The sequence below is a fragment of the Nitratireductor sp. B36 genome (assembly GCF_020833685.1).
Taxonomy (GTDB): Bacteria; Pseudomonadota; Alphaproteobacteria; order Rhizobiales; family Rhizobiaceae; genus Nitratireductor.
In genome coordinates this window covers 414,538-430,566 of record NZ_JACKZY010000004.1, presented here as the reverse complement: position 1 = coordinate 430,566, position 16,029 = coordinate 414,538, and the positions used below count along the sequence as shown (strand labels likewise).

Here is a 16,029-nt window from a genome sequence, read left to right as displayed (position 1 = left end):
CGTCGGCATAATCCTGCTGATGGCAACAGCCTGCCCGACTTTGCCGAAACTCTGTTTACGGGAGGGGCAATCTGAGCTCATGATACAAATTGCCTATTCTGAACTGCTAATTTGCGCTGGGGACAAGACGTGCAACACAAGCTGGACACGCTGACCAAGCTGGCCTACGCGGCTGCTCTTGACGCTGGGAAATGGAGCAGCTTTCTGCAGGCCTGCTCGGATCTGGCGGGGGGCGGTGTGCGCACTTGCCTGACAGGCTACGATCTGGACGCCCATATCGATCTGGGGGCACGGCAGTTCGGCTATGATCCGGCCTTTGAACAGACCTATGCCGACTATTTTTTCGAACGGGATTTTCTGGCCGGGAGGATGTTGTCAGCAGGGGCCGGGCAGCTCGTCAGCTATGGCGATGTATGGAGGGATCCCGCCTTGCGCCGCACGGAATTTTATGACGACTGGGTGCGCCCGCAGGAAGACATTACTGGTGGGTGTTCGGCATTGCTGTTCAAACAGGAGCGCCGCCTGTTCGCATTTAGCGGAAGCATTCGCGCCAAAGACACCGAGCGGCTGGAAGCGCCTTGGCAGGAAATCGTCAGGCATATGTTGCCCCATCTGCAGCAGGCGTTCGAGATCGCCCGAACAGTGGCTGGAGCCGAGATCGAGAAGAAGGCACTCGTCAATGTGGTCGACCCGGCATCTGCCGGCTGTCTTGTCGTGACACGCAGCCGCAGAATCGTTTTCGCCAATCAGCAAGCCGAAACATTGCTCGAAACCGGCGATGTGATCCGATGCGATCTGAGGCATCGTTTTGCCTTTGCTTCCGAAACTTGGCAGCGTCACTTCTCTGCAATCATTGCCAAGAGCGATGGCTCTTTTCGCCAACCACAAACCTTCAGCATCTCGAATTCCGACGGCAAACCTTCCCTAACCTGTCGCATTGCTCCTCTTGCAACGGAGGAGCTCGAATATCGACCATCCGGCATTTTGTTTGGCAATGAAGAGCCTTGTTTCCTCTTCACGCTCGCGGGTCGTTCCGACAGCCCCGACGTCGCCGTGCTGCTGTGTGAAACATTCGGACTGACACCCAATGAAGCACGCGTCGTGGTGCATCTGGCAGGAGGATTGAGCCCAAAGGAAATTGCAGAGCTGCGCGGCACCAGCATAAGCACGGTGAGGAACCAGCTTCACGCTGCCATGGGAAAAATGGAGGCACGCCGGCAGTCCGATATTGTGGGCATGGTAACAGCGATGAGGCACTAAGGCTTCGGCCTGCGTTTGGAATGAGCTTCAGCGGTTTGTCTTGCTGCCGTACGTAGAGGCCCATTGAACAACCTGCTCGACGCCAACGGCACAATGGTGACCCACCGCCCGTCAGATAGTCAGATCCTGCGGGTTCGTCGTGTTGCCGTTTTCCAAACCACCTCGCCAATGGCGAATGGGCATGACTGGCGAACCCGATGGTTCCGGTCGTCATGCCTTTCAACGCTGCGCGGCCGCGCTCACCACAATATCGTCCACGATCGACTGCGCGGCTTCGCAGCAAACCGAAGATGCGCACTCTTGACCGGTCTGAAATTCCGACATGCCTCACGCTTGGCTTTCAAGACCGCCTCGCCTACCACGACCTATCCAGCCTTCCGGCGCGGGCCTCACAGAGGTGCGTTGCCCTGCCCCTTGCGCTGCCGGGACTTGCGGCGATTTTCATCTACGGGTTCGTCACCAACTGGCACGATTTCCTGTTCGCCAAGACACTCATCAACTCTCAATCGCTCTGGGCAGAGGCTACCGGCATTTCATCCTTTCGCGGTGAATATTTCACCCTTCTTGAACTGCAGATGGCTGCGGCCCTGGTGTTTGCGCTGCCCGTCATCATCGTCTTCCTCATCATGCAACGGCGTATCGTCTTGGGCACGCTCGCCGGCAGCGTGTGCTGATCGCAAACAAGAGCTGGAACAGCCATGGCTACCGTGTCGTTCTCGAAGATCGTCAAATCCTTTGGGCAGACCGAGGTCATCCATGGCGCCGACATCGCATAGAAGACAGAGAGTTCGTGGTCTTCGTCGGGCCTTCAGGCTGCGGGAATTCGACACTGTTGCGCATGTTGGCGGGGCTGGAAAGTGTCAGCGGTGGCGAGATCCGCATCGGTCGGACTCTGTTCACCGAGCTTGCGCCAAAGGACAGGGACGTGGCCATGGTGTTTCAGAACTATGCGCTCTATCCACATATGACCGTGGCCGACAATATCGCCTTTCCCCTCAAAATGACCGGCGTCCAGAAGAACGAACGTGCAAAAAAGCGCAAGTGAGGCGGCTAAACTTCTCGGCCTTGACGGCCTGCTGGACCGCTTCCCGCGCCAGCTCTCGGGCAGGCAGTGCCAGCGTGTCGCCATGGGCCGCGCCATCATACGCCGGCCTTCGGTATTCCTGTTTGACGAGCCGCTTTCCGATCTGAACGCAGCGCTGCGCGTTCAGATGCGCCGCGAGATAAAGCTTCTGCATCAGCGGCTCCGTTCCACGATGATCTTTGTTACCCATGATCGGGTGGACGCCATGACCATGGCCGACAAAATCGTGGTCTTGCGCGGCGGGCGCGTCGAGCAGATCGGAGCACCGGATGAGATCTACCGAGAACCGGAAAACACATTCGTGGCCGGTTTCATCGGCGCACCACCCATGAACCTGCTCGAAGGTTCAGTCGCTTTGCTGCAGCAAGGTCCGGTCTTCATGCCGCATACCGAGCCGAAACTCGCAATCGAGCTGCCCGCAGACGCGCGGTCGAAACCGAATGCAGCCTTTCTCGGCATTCGACTGGAGGACTGCGTTCTGCAAAGACGAAATAGTCCGAACCTATTGGAAGGCCGCGTCAAGTTCATCGAGCAGAGCGGCCCTGAGACACAATTGACGCTCGCTCTGGGATCTAACGGCAAGCTGACCGTGAACACGCTCAGCTGGGAAGGCAAGAAACATGCGCCGGGCGACCCCGTGAGTGTTACCTTCCCCAGCGAATGGTTGTGCCTTTTCGATCATGAAGGCAGGCGGATGGGTTGATCACCTCCTGCGCCATCACCCAGAGACGCCACCGCGAACAGTCATCGGTTCAGTCAGGTGCTGCTGCACGCAGCCCAACCATGAATTCCATTGCTCTTCCTGGATCCCAGAGCCCCGCTGAGCAAAACTCATCGACCGATCTTGTTCGTATCGATCGGAACACTGTGGCGCTCATCGGCAGGCAGATCGCGGGAAGGGTGAAAGCTTAGAAGGGAAAACTCTATCCGCGTCGTTTCATATCAAAAAGCCATCCAAGCGAGCTTCGGGTATCTCCGACGGACTTGTATTCCGCGCCAAGAGGGGCCGTATAGCCAAGATCAGCTATCAGATCGAAGATGTGAGGATAACTCACCTCCCCGTGATCCGGTGGCCCGCGATCGGGAACGGAGGCAAACTGGATGTGACCGATGCGCGGGAGCAGGTGCCTGATGCGGTTGGACAGATCCCCCTCCATCAACTGGATGTGATAACAGTCGAACATCAGCTTCAGGTTCGCGATGCCAACCGCGTCCATGATCCTCAGTGCCTGATCGGTCGTGCTCAGAAAATATCCGGGCGCATCATAGCTGTTGAGCGGCTCGATCAGGATGGTGATCCCGTGAGACTGCGCCTTCGCGCAGGCATATCGCAGGGTCTCAACAAACACCTCTTCTGCCGCAGCGCCGGATGCGAAACCCGCCATCACATGCACACTGGCTGCCTTGACGGCCACGGCATAGGCGATTGCCTCATCGATGGCGGCGCGCGCCTCAGGGGAACGCCCGGGGAGCGCGGCCAAACCGTTGTCTCCGTCTTTCACGTTCCCGCGTCGAGTGTTGAGGCCGAGCATCGCAAGGCCGGTTTCCTGAAGCGCAGCTTGCACTTCAACGGCAGGTACATCGTAGGGCCAGTGACATTCCACGGCATCGAAGCCAGCTTTCTTTGCCGCATGGATGGCGGATGGCAAAGATCGATCCGTCCAGAGAAAGCCAAGGTTTGCGGAAAACTTCATTGATCCCACTCGATGTTGAATTTGGTCACCAGAGCGCTCACCTGATCGTCGGTCAAGAAACGGGGACCCAGGCCGCGTGTCACCATGGCGAGACGGGCAGTATCCTCAAGCTCTTCAATGGCGTTGCAGGCTGCCTCCACGTCCTTGCCAGCCACGACCGGCCCATGATTGGCCAGCATCACCGCCGAGCGCTTTCCCGCCAATCCACGCACTGCTTCACCCATAGCCGGGTCGCCGGGCAGGAAGAAGGGTAGCAGTTTCACCTTGCCGAGCTTCATGATCCCGTAGGGTGTCAGCGGTGGGAGAAAATTGTCCGCATCGATATCAGGCATCATTGAAAGCGCCACGGAATGACACGAATGCAGATGCACGACGGCGCCCGCGGTGGAGCGTGTTTGATAGAATGCCTCGTGAAGGGGCATCTCCTTGGTTGGCGCCTTGCCCGAAATCTGCACGCCATCAGCGTCAAATCGGCTGAGGGTGTCAGGGTCCAGTCGGCCGAAACTGGTGCCCGTGGGGCTGACCAAAAGACCACCGTCCTCCGTGCGGGCGGAGATGTTGCCGGTGCTGCCACCGGTCAGCCCGCGATCGAACATCGACTTTGCGAGCAAGCAGATCTGTTCCCGCAGCTGGATTTCCGTGTTCATGTTCTCTCCAAAACTGATTGGGCATCGTCAAAGAAACCTTCGGCGCCGAAATTGCCCGACTTCAGGGCCATTGCGATGGGATGGCCTGCCGAATGGCAATAGGTCCAAGGGACGCCCGGTGCGATTTCCGCTCCGACATCCAGTTGCGACACGCCCAGTGCCTGGGTCACAGCCCCCGATGTTTCTCCGCCCGCGACGATAAAGCGCCTTGCACCGGCGTCACGCGCTGCAACGGCGCAAAACGCCAATGTTTCCTCGATCAACGCGCCCGCCCGGGCCGCGCCCAGTTTTGATTGAGCATGTTTGACTTTGGCCGGTTCGGCCGTGGCGTAGATGATGGGTGCCTCGGTCAGGTCCTGTTTTTCAAGCCAATCCAACGCTGCTGCCTGCCCATTCTGCGCAACTTCAAGAGGGTCGATGCATAAGGAAGGCGCACCCTGGCGGATATAATGCTCCACCTGCCGATTCGACATGGCCGAACAGCTTCCCGAGAGCACCACTGTCGTGCGGGCCAGGCGTGGCGCGCTGGGCAGTGCGGTATCCCCGGAGATCAGACCCTCCGATCGATAAAGCGCGGGCAAGGACATCGCCAGGGCCGATCCGCCAGTCAGCAACGGCATGGTGCGGCAGGCGCTCGCAATCCGTTCAAGATCCGTGTCGTCGACCGCATCGATCACCGCATGTGCGATGTTTTGTGTCGCCAGTGCTTCCAGCGCCTTTTGGATTGCTTGCTCCCCCTGGGCAACCGTAGTGCGGTCGACAAGTCCCACCGAGCCCTGAACCTGGGGATTCAGGAGACGCATGAGATTGCTGTCTCGCATCGGCGTCAAGGGATGGTCCCGCATGGGACTCTCCGCCAACGGCTGCTGACCCACGAAGAGGTTTCCCATAAAAACGGTCCGCCCGTTTTCCGGAAAGGCCGGGCAGTACACCGTCTGCCTGATGCCGAGATCCGTCATCAATGCTTCTGCTGTCGGTCCGATATTGCCCTCAGCAGTGCTGTCGAAAGTGGAGCAGTATTTCAGGAAGAAGCGTCGCGCACCTGCCTCTTTCAACCATCTGAACGCTGCCCGCGTCTCTGCGATGGCCTGCGCGCGCGGCGCGGTTCGCGATTTCAGCGCAATCACTTCAAACGGTGCCGTATCGCAGGGCGGTTCGGCAGGCACGCCAATCCTGAGCGATACACGCATGCCGCTGCGGCCCAGCAAGCCCGCCAGGTCTGTTGCACCGGTAAAATCATCGGCAATGCATCCCAAAATGGCTGCCATACCTACCCCCCCCTCGCGCTTTCATGCGCCTGCCACTCTGGAGCGAGAGTATGCACCCGCAAGCAAGCCGCCATTGATCGCTTCAAGAAAGCCCGTGCGTTGACAGAGGTCAAGTGTATAATTAGTAATTACAGAAATCATGTTGCGGGAGGCCTTTTTGTGACTGCATCCATCGACCTTTCTTCGAGCCCGACAATCCCCGTCTGGGAACCTCATCAGTTGGTGTTCCACATGGCGTCTCCACCCGCTGATCCTTATTGCGATGCCGAGGTATGGGTTGACCTGTCGGGGCCGGGGTTCTCGCGAAGGGTCTATGGGTTCTGGAACGGTGGCGCCGAATTCGTCGTGCGCCTGTGCGCGCCGCGGCCAGGCACCTGGTCATGGCGAGCGGGTTCCTCGACCGGAGACAGGGCTATCGAGGGGCTAAAGGGCACTTTCACCGCCAATGGCCAAAGCGCTGCGGCCCTGACTGAAAACCCGAACCGGCGTGGCATGATCCGGGTGACGGCAGACAGTAGGGGCCTGGAATATGCCGATGGCACGCCCTTTTTCATGATCGCCGACACCTGGTGGGCTGTCCCAAGCTTTCGCTTCCCGCTGCCAAAGGACGATACGCAGCGAGACCTCGGACCCGACGCTTCGATCGCGGATTACATCCGTTTTCGCAAGAAGCAGGGGTTCAACTCCGTCGGACTGATCGCCGCCCAGCCATGCTGGAACGAGGACGGAAAGTCCCACAACCTCTTTGATGCGGATGGCGATTGCGTGCGGCACACCTGGCCCACCCCGGAAGGGTTCGCCAAGTCCATGCACGACGACAATGGCGAGCGCCCCTTTCTGTTTCCCGGCAAAGTGCCTGGGTTCGAGGATGTGGTGCCCGACTATGATCGGGTGAACCCGGACTATTTCAAGACGCTCGACAAGAAGATGGATATCCTGTTCGAGATGGGCATCGTGCCCTTTATCGAGGTGGCGCGCCGCGACACGGGCCCGATGTGGAAGAAGCATTACGACTTTCCAGAAAGCTATGCCCGCTTCATCCACTATGTGTTCTGCCGCTATCAGGCGCACAATGCGATCTTCAGCCCGATCCACTATGACCTCTACGAGAACACCATTCCCAGCCGCGAATACAACGCGCCTTGCAATCTGGTGATTGACCGGTGGGGCAAGCCTCCCTTCGGCACGATCCTTTCAGCAAATTCGCGCCCGTCCTCATTGGTGAATTTTGGCGGAGCGGACGAGTGCCGCTGGATCGACATGCATCAAAGTGGAAACTCGCGAGAGCACTATACCTATTGGTATCTGACCGAGATCTTTCACCACGAGCCCACGCTTCCCGCCCTGAACGGCGAGCCATATTATTCGGGCCTTGAGGGTTTGAGCCTGCCCTATCCCTATGGCAAGCCGGGCAACACCCCCGAGGACGACATGTATGTCCGCTCGGGCATGTATGGCAGCCTTCTATCGGGTGGCTATGCCGGATATTTCTATGGGTGCGAGGGGATCTGGCAGGCCTCCGTCGAACCGGGAACCAAGGTCATGATGTGGGAAGGGTTTAAATTCTCATCCGCCGAGACGGTCAAGCACCTCAAGACCTTCGCCATGGTCAAGGGAACGGCCTATCGCGAGCTCGTGCCGGAGGCAGAACACATCATTCCCAACAGGACAGCCAACCCCATGGGCTATGAGGGGTGGAGTTATTGCGCCGGGGCAAAAGATAGATCATGGTTCCTTCTGTATTTTGAAGCAAACTGCGCAACCGAGACCTATATGCGCGGGCTGACCAAACAGTTCGACCGCTACCGTGCCACGTGGTTTGACCCGAGGTCCGGCGCGTGGTTGCCCGATCCCGTAGAGCTGATGGTGGAGAAAAGCGCACTCATCCGACTGCCCGAAAGCCCCGATCCTGCGCTCGACTGGGGCATGATGCTGGAACTGATCCCGTCTTGACCCGGACGATCGATCCCGAAACGGAACGCTTTCTGCGTGATCTGGCGATTGTCGATGCCCATCACCATTACTGGGACCTGAGCGGCCCCGTGGCCTATCCGTGGCTGCAAACGCCGCCCTTTCTGGCATTCCGGTATGGCAATTATGGTGCGATCCGAAAGAACTACCTGCCGGAGGATTACCGGCACGATCATGGCGCCCATCGCATTGTGGCGGATGTCCACATGGAAGCCGAACCACAATATGGCATGGCCTGCGCGGAAATTGACTGGCTTGCCTCTCTTGGGGAAGCAGCGCCCTGGGCAGCGGCAGCGCAAATCTGGCTGGATAGCGACGATCTGGACGGGCAACTCGAAGCGCTCGCCCGGCGAGCCCTGGTGCGCTCTGTTCGCCACAAGCCAATGGCCCTTCCAAGAGAAGAAGCTCGGCGAGGAGCGGCCGGCTCCATGGACGACCCGAAGTGGCGCGACGGGTATGCCAGACTGGCAGCCACATCGCTGCATTTCGAGTTGCAGACCCCATGGTGGCATCTCGACGCCGCTGCCGATCTGGCGCGCGACTTTCCTGAAACCAGAATCATCCTGAACCATTGCGGATTGCCCGCTCAGCGCAGCGACGAAGATCTGGCGGCCTGGCGCGCGGCAATCGTCCGTTTTGCGGACCTTGAGAACACGGTCGTGAAGCTCTCAGGCATAGGGCTGGCTCCCGGCATCTGGCCAGAAGAGCAGAACATCCACATCCTGCGCGAACTGATCACGATCTTCGGCCCCGGTCGCGCCATGTTTGCGAGCAACTTCCCGGTTGATCGGCTGTGCATATCATTTGCGGCGATGTTTTCGGCCTACAAGCGCGCCGTGCATGACCTGCCGCGCCCGGACATTGTCAGCCTATTCTCTGGCTGCGCTGCAGCCACCTATGGTCTGGATATCGCCGAGATTTCAGTCGAGCGCTGACGATGCGACCGCCGCATTCTGGGATTGCTCGTATTCGTCCTGGACGAACTCGCGAACCCGCTGCCAGCCTTTTTCCATATGGTGATCCAACTGGGACGCCAGCTGGTCAGCGTCTTTCTCCTTCAACGCCTTCAGCATGTCGGCATGCTCCTCGATGGCGAGGTCCCAGTCTTCTGCACGATTCGTACAGGCAAATCGCACTCGCCGCATGCGCATCAACAGACCCGCATGAAGCTCCGACAGAACGTCGTTTCCGGCGGCCCCGACAATGGCCATATGAATGCGCTGGTTGAGATCGAAGTAATCAGCGCGCCTACCTTTCTCGTACGCCACGAGCATCTTTCGATGCAATTCCTCAATCCTGGCAATCTGCGCCTGAGTGGCCCGATCGACGGCGAGCCGGGCCGATGAGGATTCAATCATGCCAGCGGCCTCAAACAGGGCGCGCGTCTCCTCGGGCGAAAGCACACGGATTTGCGCCCCGGACCTTGGCCGCACCTCCAATAGACCTTCGGCAGACAAGACCTTGAGCGCCTCACGCAACGGCGTTCTGGACACACCCAGCTCTTCGGTCAGCTGCATCTCAGGCAGGATCTCGCGAGGCCTCCATCGCCCCTCGACAATCATCTCTCGTATCTGCTCGAGAATTTCTTCATGCAGGGAACGGCGAACGATTTTGCGCGCTTTCAAATTGGAAACCCCGATGCTGATTTTGGCCCAGATATCCAGAGTAGCACTGATTTACAAGCTTTTACGCCGCAAATCACGCATCGCCCCAGATTGCTTCGCCGGTCGCCGCGTCGAAGAAATGCAGTGCGGAAACGTCCACCGCAATCGTCCGTCTGCCGGGTACAGTCACATCACTGCGCGGGTCGAAGCGTGCAATGCAGGTGGCGCGCATTTGCGAATTGTCATCAGGCAGCGATTCCAAAGTATCGGGCGATACGACCGGAGCCGCCTCTCCATCGATCTGAAAATGCACCATGATGTCCGACCCAAGGGATTCACGCAAAAACACATCTCCCTCGATGGTTTGCGCAACAGTCGACATTGCCGGATCTCCCATGTGTTCGGGACGAATGCCAATGATCAATCGACGGCCGTTATAACCTTGCAGATCCGGACGCTTTTCCAACATCTGCCCATCGATGCGCAGCTCCTGATTGCCGATCCTGAGCATTGCGCCCGCACCTTCCAGAGCAAAGTCTGCGAAGAGCAGCGCCATCGCGGGCGACCCCATGAAAGTCGCGACAAAAGTGTTGGCCGGACGGTTGTAGATTTCATCCGGTGATCCGATCTGCTGCAGCTCACCATCCTTCATGACCGCGACTCGATCCCCCATGGTCATGGCTTCGATCTGATCATGCGTGACATATATCGTGGTAACGCCCAGCCGGTCCTGGAGAGCGGCAATCTCGGCGCGCATCTGCACCCGCAGTTTAGCATCGAGATTGGAAAGCGGCTCATCCATGAGGAAGACGGCGGGACGGCGTACAATCGCCCGCCCCATCGCCACGCGCTGGCGCTGGCCGCCCGAGAGCTGACCGGGCCGCCTTTTCAGGTGATCCTCCAGCTGCAGAACGCGCGCGGCATCCTTCACGCGCCGATCGGTCTCGGCCTTGTCGTATTTCTGAATCTGCAACGAAAATGCGATGTTGTCGTACACGGTCATATGGGGATAGAGCGCGTAGTTCTGGAATACCATCGCTATGTCGCGGTCCTTCGAACGCACCTCGTTCATCACCTCACCGCCGATGCGAAGCGTGCCACTGGTGATGTCTTCCAGCCCCGCGATCATGCGTAGCGCTGTTGACTTGCCACAGCCTGAAGGTCCGACAAGTACGAGAAACTCACCGTCGGCTACGTCAATGCTCAGGTCCTTCACCGCATGAAACGTGCCGTAGGCCTTACCCAGTCTTTCAAGTTTCAGATCGCCCATTGGCCCTGCTTTCCGAATGTTATTTCAAACCCTGCGTGGCGATGCCCCGCGTGAGAAACCGTTGTGATGCAAGGAAGAATCCCAGAACCGGCCCTATCGAGAGCACCGACATCGACATCAGCCCGCCGAATGAAGACGACCCGCCGCCCGCATCCAGAAACAATGCGAGACCAAGAGGCACGGTCTTGTGCTTCAACTCTTGCAGATAGATCAGCTGCGAGAGAAAATCGTTGTAGGTGAAGATGAACGTGAACACGGCCGTCGTCACGAGCGCGGGCAGCGACAGGGGCAGAACAATGCGCCAGTAGCGTTGCCAGAATGTCGCCCCGTCAATCTCTGCTGCCTGCTCCAGTTCGGCCGGAAGTGTGCGCATGAACTGCACCATGAGGAACACGAAAAACGCGTCGGTCGCCAAAAATTTGGGAACGATCAGCGGCAGGTAGGTGTTCACCCAGCCCAGTTTCAGAAACAGCAGATATTGCGGCACGAGTTGCGCGTGGATCGGCAGCATGATCGATCCGAGCATGATCGCGAACCAGAGCCGTTTCAGCGGAAACTTCAGCCGGGCAAATGCATAGCCGGCCAAAGATGCGCCAAACAGGTTCCCGATGATGGCAAATCCGCACACGATGAACGAGTTTGCCAGAAACAGACCGAAGGTCGCATCACGCTGCGAGAACCAGCCATTCCTGTAGTTCTCGAGGGTGACGACTTCGGGGATCAAACCCGGCGAGGAGAATATCATTGCCTCCGGTTTGAACGAGGAGGAAATCATCCAGGCCACGGGGTAAAGCATCGCGCACAGAGCCACGACAAGGCCCATATGCATGGCAAGGCGTCTGACTTGGCTCATTGTTTGTCATCTCCATAGAAGACCCAATACCTGGCCGACCAGAACAAAACCCCGGTGATCAGTGCGATGACCAGCAAGAGCAACCAGGCCATGGCGGTTGCAGCACCCATGTTGAGCTGTTCGAACGCCTGCTTGTAGAGGTAGACGGTGTAAAGCATCAGGGAGTTCGCAGGGCCTCCTGTGCCACGCGAAAGGATCCATGCCTGCGTGAAACCCTGGAAGGACTGGATGGTGAGCAGGATCAGATTGAAAAAGATGATCGGCGATAACAAGGGCAAGGTGATGCGGCGGAAGATCGCGATGCTGCTGGCCCCGTCCATCTTCGCTGCTTCGTAGTAAGATGCAGGAATTTGCCGCAGCCCCGCGAGGAAGATCACCATCGAGGCTCCGAAGGTCCAGACATTCAGCGCAACCAGTGTCGCTGGCGCCGTGGATGGATCGGAGACCCAACTCTTGCCGGCAATGCCGAACCACCCCAAAAAATCGTTGAAGATACCTTCGTCACCGAAAACCTGAAGCCACAGAAAACCAATGGCCACGCTGCTGCCGATCAGGGAAGGGATGTAGAAGAGCGAGCGATAGATCGCCAAGCCCGACAACCCCTGATTGAGTACGGCCGCCACCAGGAGCGACGCGATCAGGATCAGGGGCACTGAGCAAAGAACATATATCGCGGTGGCGATCACGGAATCGTGGAACACCTGATCCCAGAACAGGAGATCGATGTAATTCTCAAACCCCACCCATTGCGGGGCCGAAAACAGATTGTACCGGGTAAACGACAGATAAAGCGATGCGATGACCGGTCCGATCGTTATAAGGACCAGACCGATGAACCAGGGCATCAGAAACATGTAAGCCGCGCGGCTTTCGCTTTGTTGTGGCGTCAGCCTGTGGCGCTTGCGCCGGGATCTGGCGTGCTGATCCTTCATGCTTACCTCGAGCGTCGGGAAGGGGTATCGGGCGCGCCGTGGCGCGCCCGAACCGGTCTCACTTCATGTTGCGATTGATTTCGTTGATCATGTTCGCAGCTGCTTCCTCGGGGGTCGAACGCCCGAAAGCGACACGCTCATAGGCGGACTGCAGAGAATCCTTCAAAGCCTGATAGGCGCCGGTGGGGTAGAAAACACCCTTGGCCCGCTTCGACACAACACGAAGTGCCTCGATCTGCTCTTTCTGACCATCGGTCGCATCGGGCATCTTGTATTGGGCTTCCTGGAAACGATCGACGGCCACGACGCCATTGTCCGAAGAATAGATATTGGCGGCGCGTTCGTCCTGCAGGAAGAAGTTCGTATAGGCGACCGCGATGTCGCGTGCGCCCGCTTCGCAGCCAGCCGCAATCGAGATGCCGTTGATACCGACATCCTCGCCGGCGCCATCCGGGCCAAGAGGATAAAGGGCGATATCAAGATTGCTGCCAGGCGCGGCGGTGTCGAGCACAGCCTGGTGTGCGTCGAGGCGATTCGCCGGACGCGGCTGCACCACGAGGCGGCCATTGGCGATGCCGGACTCTTCGATCAGATCGCTGCGCTCTTCAACAAGGCTATCCGCGTCCTGAGCAGCGCCTGCCTTGCGCAGTTCTTCCCAATAGTTGAACCAATCGGTCACGATGGCTTCGTCAAATCCGACACCGCCCTCGCTAAAGACCTTCTGCCCATGGGACTGGACATAGGCAATAAATGCTTCCGGCGAGACGGGCATTCCACCGGCAGCATCCACCCCGTCAGGCAGCTTCTCGTTCACCGCCAAGAGCCATGTCTTGAACTCCTCCCACGTCACGCTGTCAGGGTCAAAGGGCGCAATGCCGGTTGATTCTGCAAGAGATTGGTTCATCAACATCACGTAGAAGAACACGCCCGTCGGCACCATATAAAGCTTCCCGTCCTCACCACGGCCGGAATCGATCAGTGGTTTGGGAATACCGGTGAGATCCAGGTTGCCGGAAGCGACGAGGTCGTCCAGCGGAAGCAGGATCGAGGGATCGTCGTAATTTGCGAGCCAGCGGTTCTGCATCTGAACGATACAGGGTAGGTTGCTGCCTGCGGCCTGAACATTCACTTTCTGCCAATATCCGCTCCAGTCCGAAGGCTCCCGCACGATGCTGACGCCCGGATTCTCGCTCTCGAACAGCTCAATCACATCGTAGGTTTTCTCATTTCGAGACGGACCGCCCCACCAACTGTACCGCGCTTCCCCGGAAAGGCCGCTCTGTGCCTCGGCGGTCGCCACAGGCGTGGCGACCATTCCCGTCAAGCTCAAAGCCAAAACAGATGTCAGCGTCTTCAAACCATTCAGTTTTGCGTTCATTCTTGCTTCCTCCCTTATGTGTTCCCCGGAACGCGCCTGACTATCAGGTCACATTGCGGGAGATCTTGCGACACAGGGCAAGCGCCTCGCGCAGGCCGTCCAGCCGCGCCACCCCCTGTCCCACAATATCGAAAGCCGTTCCGTGGCCCGGTGTGGCGAACGGTACGGTCAGCCCGCCTATGAGGGTCACGGATCGGCCAAGCCCAATCAATTTCAGGGCGATCTGCCCCTGGTCGTGATACATGGTCAAAATGCCATTGGCGCCCTGCGCCCTGGCCTGGGCGAATACGGTGTCCGCCGGAATTGGCCCGATGATATCGAAGCCATCCTCCCGCATGGCAGCGATCGCTGGTGCGATCACGTCAATCTCCTCGCGTCCGAACACGCCCTGCTCCCCGGCATGTGGATTGAGTCCGGCGGCACAGATTTTCGGTGCCTGAATGCCAGCCGCGCTCATCGTGTTGGCCAGTAACTTCGCAGCACGGCGGATACCATCGGCTGAGATTGCGTCGGCCACGTCGCGCAGCGGAATGTGACTGGTCACGCGTGCCGTCCACATACCTTCCAGTGCGTTGATCTCCCCGGCATCCGCGCATTGGGGCATGTTCTTCATGATGTATTCGAGCTCATCACCACTTGGATGGCCCGCATCGCGCATCGCCTGCTTGTTCAGCGGGCCGTAAACCGCGCCAGCAATCTCTCGCTTGCGCGCAGCTTCGGTCAGCCAGTCCAGAACAGCCAGTGATTCCGCTCCGGCTTCCCGTGACACTTTCCCCAACGGTCCGACCGGTGCATCGAACGGTAGATCCAGAAACCGCACGCCATCTGCGCAAAACTCCGACAAGCGAGAGATGCGCGGGATTTCGCGGCTTCCGCCAAACCGGGCCGCGGCATCACGAAACACGTCCCAATCCCCCAGGATGACAATTCCTCCCTCCACCGGAGCGCCCTTGTCTATAAATGTACGTGCCACGATCTCAGGTCCGATGCCGTATCGGTCACCGAGGGTCACAATCATGGGGCGAATGGATTGATTCATGGGGCAAAACTTACACTTCGAGGTGATTGATGTGATCACTATAATCTGTAATTATAAATTATCCAGAAAATTCTGAGGGAGGATGCGAGATGGCTGGGCGGCAGGAAAAAGCGCTGATCGGATTTGTGGGTCTGGGGATGATGGGCCTGCCCATGGTGCACAAGCTCCAGCAGGCCGGACATCGCCTGGTGGTGTGGAACCGTGAACCCGAAGCGTATGATCAGTTGAGCGATGTCTTGATCGCCGAAAATCCTCGCGCCGTTGCGGAACAGGCCGGCATCATATTTCTGTGCGTGCTCGATGACCGTGCGGTGGATGATGTGGTCTTTGGACAGCGTGGCATTGCCGAAGCGGCGAACCCATCACATCTCATCGTGGATCATTCCACCGGTCTGCCTGTGCCGACACAGGCGCGAGCCGAGAAACTGAAAAGCAGCTGTGGCGCAGATTGGGTCGACGCTCCGGTGTCCGGAGGACCCGGTTATGCCCGCGAAGGCAAGCTGACCATCATGGCGGGGGGCGACCCGGACGCGCTGGCGCGCGCGGCGCCCTTCATGGATGCCTATGCAGGTCGCACCACATTGATGGGACCGGTGGGCGCGGGCCAGACCGCCAAGGTTATCAATCAGGCGATCTGTGGCGTCGGATATGTTCTCATGGCGGAAGTGCACAGACTGGCCACTCAGAGCGGACTCGCCGCGGAAAGGCTTCCGCAGTGCCTAGCAGGCGGACATGCAGACAGCGCTCTGCTGCAATATGCCTATCCGAAGATTGACGCGCAGGACTTTGTGCCTGTCGCGAGCAAAGCCTCGCAAATGGCCAAAGACCTCAAGAATGTGGAAGCGGAAATCAAACGTCTCGGCCTCGCGCTGCCAATCGTCCAGCTCGCCAGGAAGCGATATGCAGATTATGTGGAGGCCGGACACGGCGACGATGAAACTGCCTCGATCAGCAAACTCTACAAGTAAATCTCATACGCTCCGGAAAGTGTGTAAACCATCTCTCCGGGATCAAATGCAAACCATGTCC

16 protein-coding genes are annotated in these 16,029 nt (G+C 58.5%); 7 read left to right on the top strand and 9 right to left on the bottom strand.

The window, feature by feature from the left end:
* Positions 1-129: 129 nt before the first annotated feature.
* The 4 genes from H7H48_RS18340 (at position 130) to H7H48_RS20120 (ending at position 3,047) form a co-directional block, all read left to right on the top strand.
* Entirely contained in the window at positions 130-1,260 is a 1,131-nt protein-coding gene (locus tag H7H48_RS18340; protein WP_229450533.1) for a helix-turn-helix transcriptional regulator, read from the top strand.
* A gap of 290 nt (positions 1,261-1,550) precedes the next feature.
* Complete coding sequence (locus H7H48_RS18335) at positions 1,551-1,934, top strand: hypothetical protein (RefSeq protein ID WP_229450531.1); 384 nt, start codon at positions 1,551-1,553, stop codon at positions 1,932-1,934.
* Entirely contained in the window at positions 1,928-2,305 is a 378-nt protein-coding gene (locus H7H48_RS20185) for an ATP-binding cassette domain-containing protein (RefSeq protein WP_370633421.1), read from the top strand. Before H7H48_RS18335 ends, H7H48_RS20185 begins: the two co-directional genes overlap by 7 nt.
* On the top strand, positions 2,286-3,047 hold the full coding sequence (locus H7H48_RS20120) for an ABC transporter ATP-binding protein (RefSeq protein WP_370633420.1): 762 nt from the start codon (positions 2,286-2,288) through the stop codon (positions 3,045-3,047). Before H7H48_RS20185 ends, H7H48_RS20120 begins: the two co-directional genes overlap by 20 nt.
* Before the next feature lie 220 nt (positions 3,048-3,267).
* On the opposite strand, the gene H7H48_RS18320 is transcribed toward H7H48_RS20120, so the two are convergent.
* From H7H48_RS18320 to otnK, 3 genes are read right to left on the bottom strand one after another with little or no spacing between them, the layout of a single operon-like run.
* Positions 3,268-4,038, bottom strand: a complete 771-nt coding sequence (locus H7H48_RS18320) for a hydroxypyruvate isomerase family protein (protein WP_229450530.1) — start codon at positions 4,036-4,038, stop codon at positions 3,268-3,270.
* The gene (locus tag H7H48_RS18315) at positions 4,035-4,685 is read right to left on the bottom strand and encodes an aldolase (RefSeq protein ID WP_229450528.1); all 651 of its coding nucleotides are present in this window, start codon (positions 4,683-4,685) and stop codon (positions 4,035-4,037) included. Before H7H48_RS18315 ends, H7H48_RS18320 begins: the two co-directional genes overlap by 4 nt.
* On the bottom strand, positions 4,682-5,953 hold the full coding sequence (gene otnK, locus H7H48_RS18310) for a 3-oxo-tetronate kinase (RefSeq protein ID WP_229450527.1): 1,272 nt from the start codon (positions 5,951-5,953) through the stop codon (positions 4,682-4,684). Before otnK ends, H7H48_RS18315 begins: the two co-directional genes overlap by 4 nt.
* Before the next feature lie 159 nt (positions 5,954-6,112).
* On the opposite strand from otnK, the gene H7H48_RS18305 reads away from it, so the two are divergent.
* Both H7H48_RS18305 and H7H48_RS18300 read left to right on the top strand, forming a co-directional pair.
* Positions 6,113-7,906, top strand: a complete 1,794-nt coding sequence (locus H7H48_RS18305) for a DUF5060 domain-containing protein (protein ID WP_229450525.1) — start codon at positions 6,113-6,115, stop codon at positions 7,904-7,906.
* Positions 7,903-8,859 (top strand): amidohydrolase, encoded by a 957-nt coding sequence (locus tag H7H48_RS18300; RefSeq protein ID WP_229450524.1) that lies wholly within the window; start codon positions 7,903-7,905, stop codon positions 8,857-8,859. The genes H7H48_RS18305 and H7H48_RS18300 overlap by 4 nt, the downstream gene beginning before the upstream one ends.
* Here H7H48_RS18300 and H7H48_RS18295 read toward each other — a convergent pair.
* The 6 genes from H7H48_RS18295 to H7H48_RS18270 all read right to left on the bottom strand — a co-directional run bounded on the left by H7H48_RS18295 (position 8,845) and on the right by H7H48_RS18270 (position 15,000).
* Positions 8,845-9,549: a GntR family transcriptional regulator gene (locus H7H48_RS18295; RefSeq protein WP_229450522.1), complete on the bottom strand. Its 705-nt coding sequence runs from the start codon at positions 9,547-9,549 to the stop codon at positions 8,845-8,847. The genes H7H48_RS18300 and H7H48_RS18295 overlap by 15 nt on opposite strands.
* Before the next feature lie 73 nt (positions 9,550-9,622).
* Positions 9,623-10,798 carry an ABC transporter ATP-binding protein gene (locus H7H48_RS18290; protein WP_229450521.1) on the bottom strand — a complete coding sequence of 392 codons (1,176 nt, stop codon included), beginning with the start codon at positions 10,796-10,798 and terminating at the stop codon, positions 9,623-9,625.
* 19 nt (positions 10,799-10,817) lie between these two features.
* Positions 10,818-11,651 (bottom strand): carbohydrate ABC transporter permease, encoded by an 834-nt coding sequence (locus H7H48_RS18285; protein ID WP_229450519.1) that lies wholly within the window; start codon positions 11,649-11,651, stop codon positions 10,818-10,820.
* Positions 11,648-12,583 carry a carbohydrate ABC transporter permease gene (locus H7H48_RS18280; protein ID WP_229450518.1) on the bottom strand — a complete coding sequence of 312 codons (936 nt, stop codon included), beginning with the start codon at positions 12,581-12,583 and terminating at the stop codon, positions 11,648-11,650. Before H7H48_RS18280 ends, H7H48_RS18285 begins: the two co-directional genes overlap by 4 nt.
* A 58-nt stretch (positions 12,584-12,641) precedes the next feature.
* Positions 12,642-13,961 carry an ABC transporter substrate-binding protein gene (locus H7H48_RS18275; protein ID WP_229450516.1) on the bottom strand — a complete coding sequence of 440 codons (1,320 nt, stop codon included), beginning with the start codon at positions 13,959-13,961 and terminating at the stop codon, positions 12,642-12,644.
* A 43-nt stretch (positions 13,962-14,004) separates the two neighbouring features.
* A complete protein-coding gene (locus H7H48_RS18270) occupies positions 14,005-15,000 on the bottom strand; it encodes a PdxA family protein (protein ID WP_229450515.1) in 996 nt (331 codons plus the stop codon).
* Positions 15,001-15,089: 89 nt separating this feature from the next.
* Here H7H48_RS18270 and H7H48_RS18265 point away from each other — a divergent pair, with 89 nt between their 5' ends.
* Entirely contained in the window at positions 15,090-15,968 is an 879-nt protein-coding gene (locus tag H7H48_RS18265; protein ID WP_229450514.1) for an NAD(P)-dependent oxidoreductase, read from the top strand.
* Positions 15,969-16,029 lie beyond the last annotated feature (61 nt).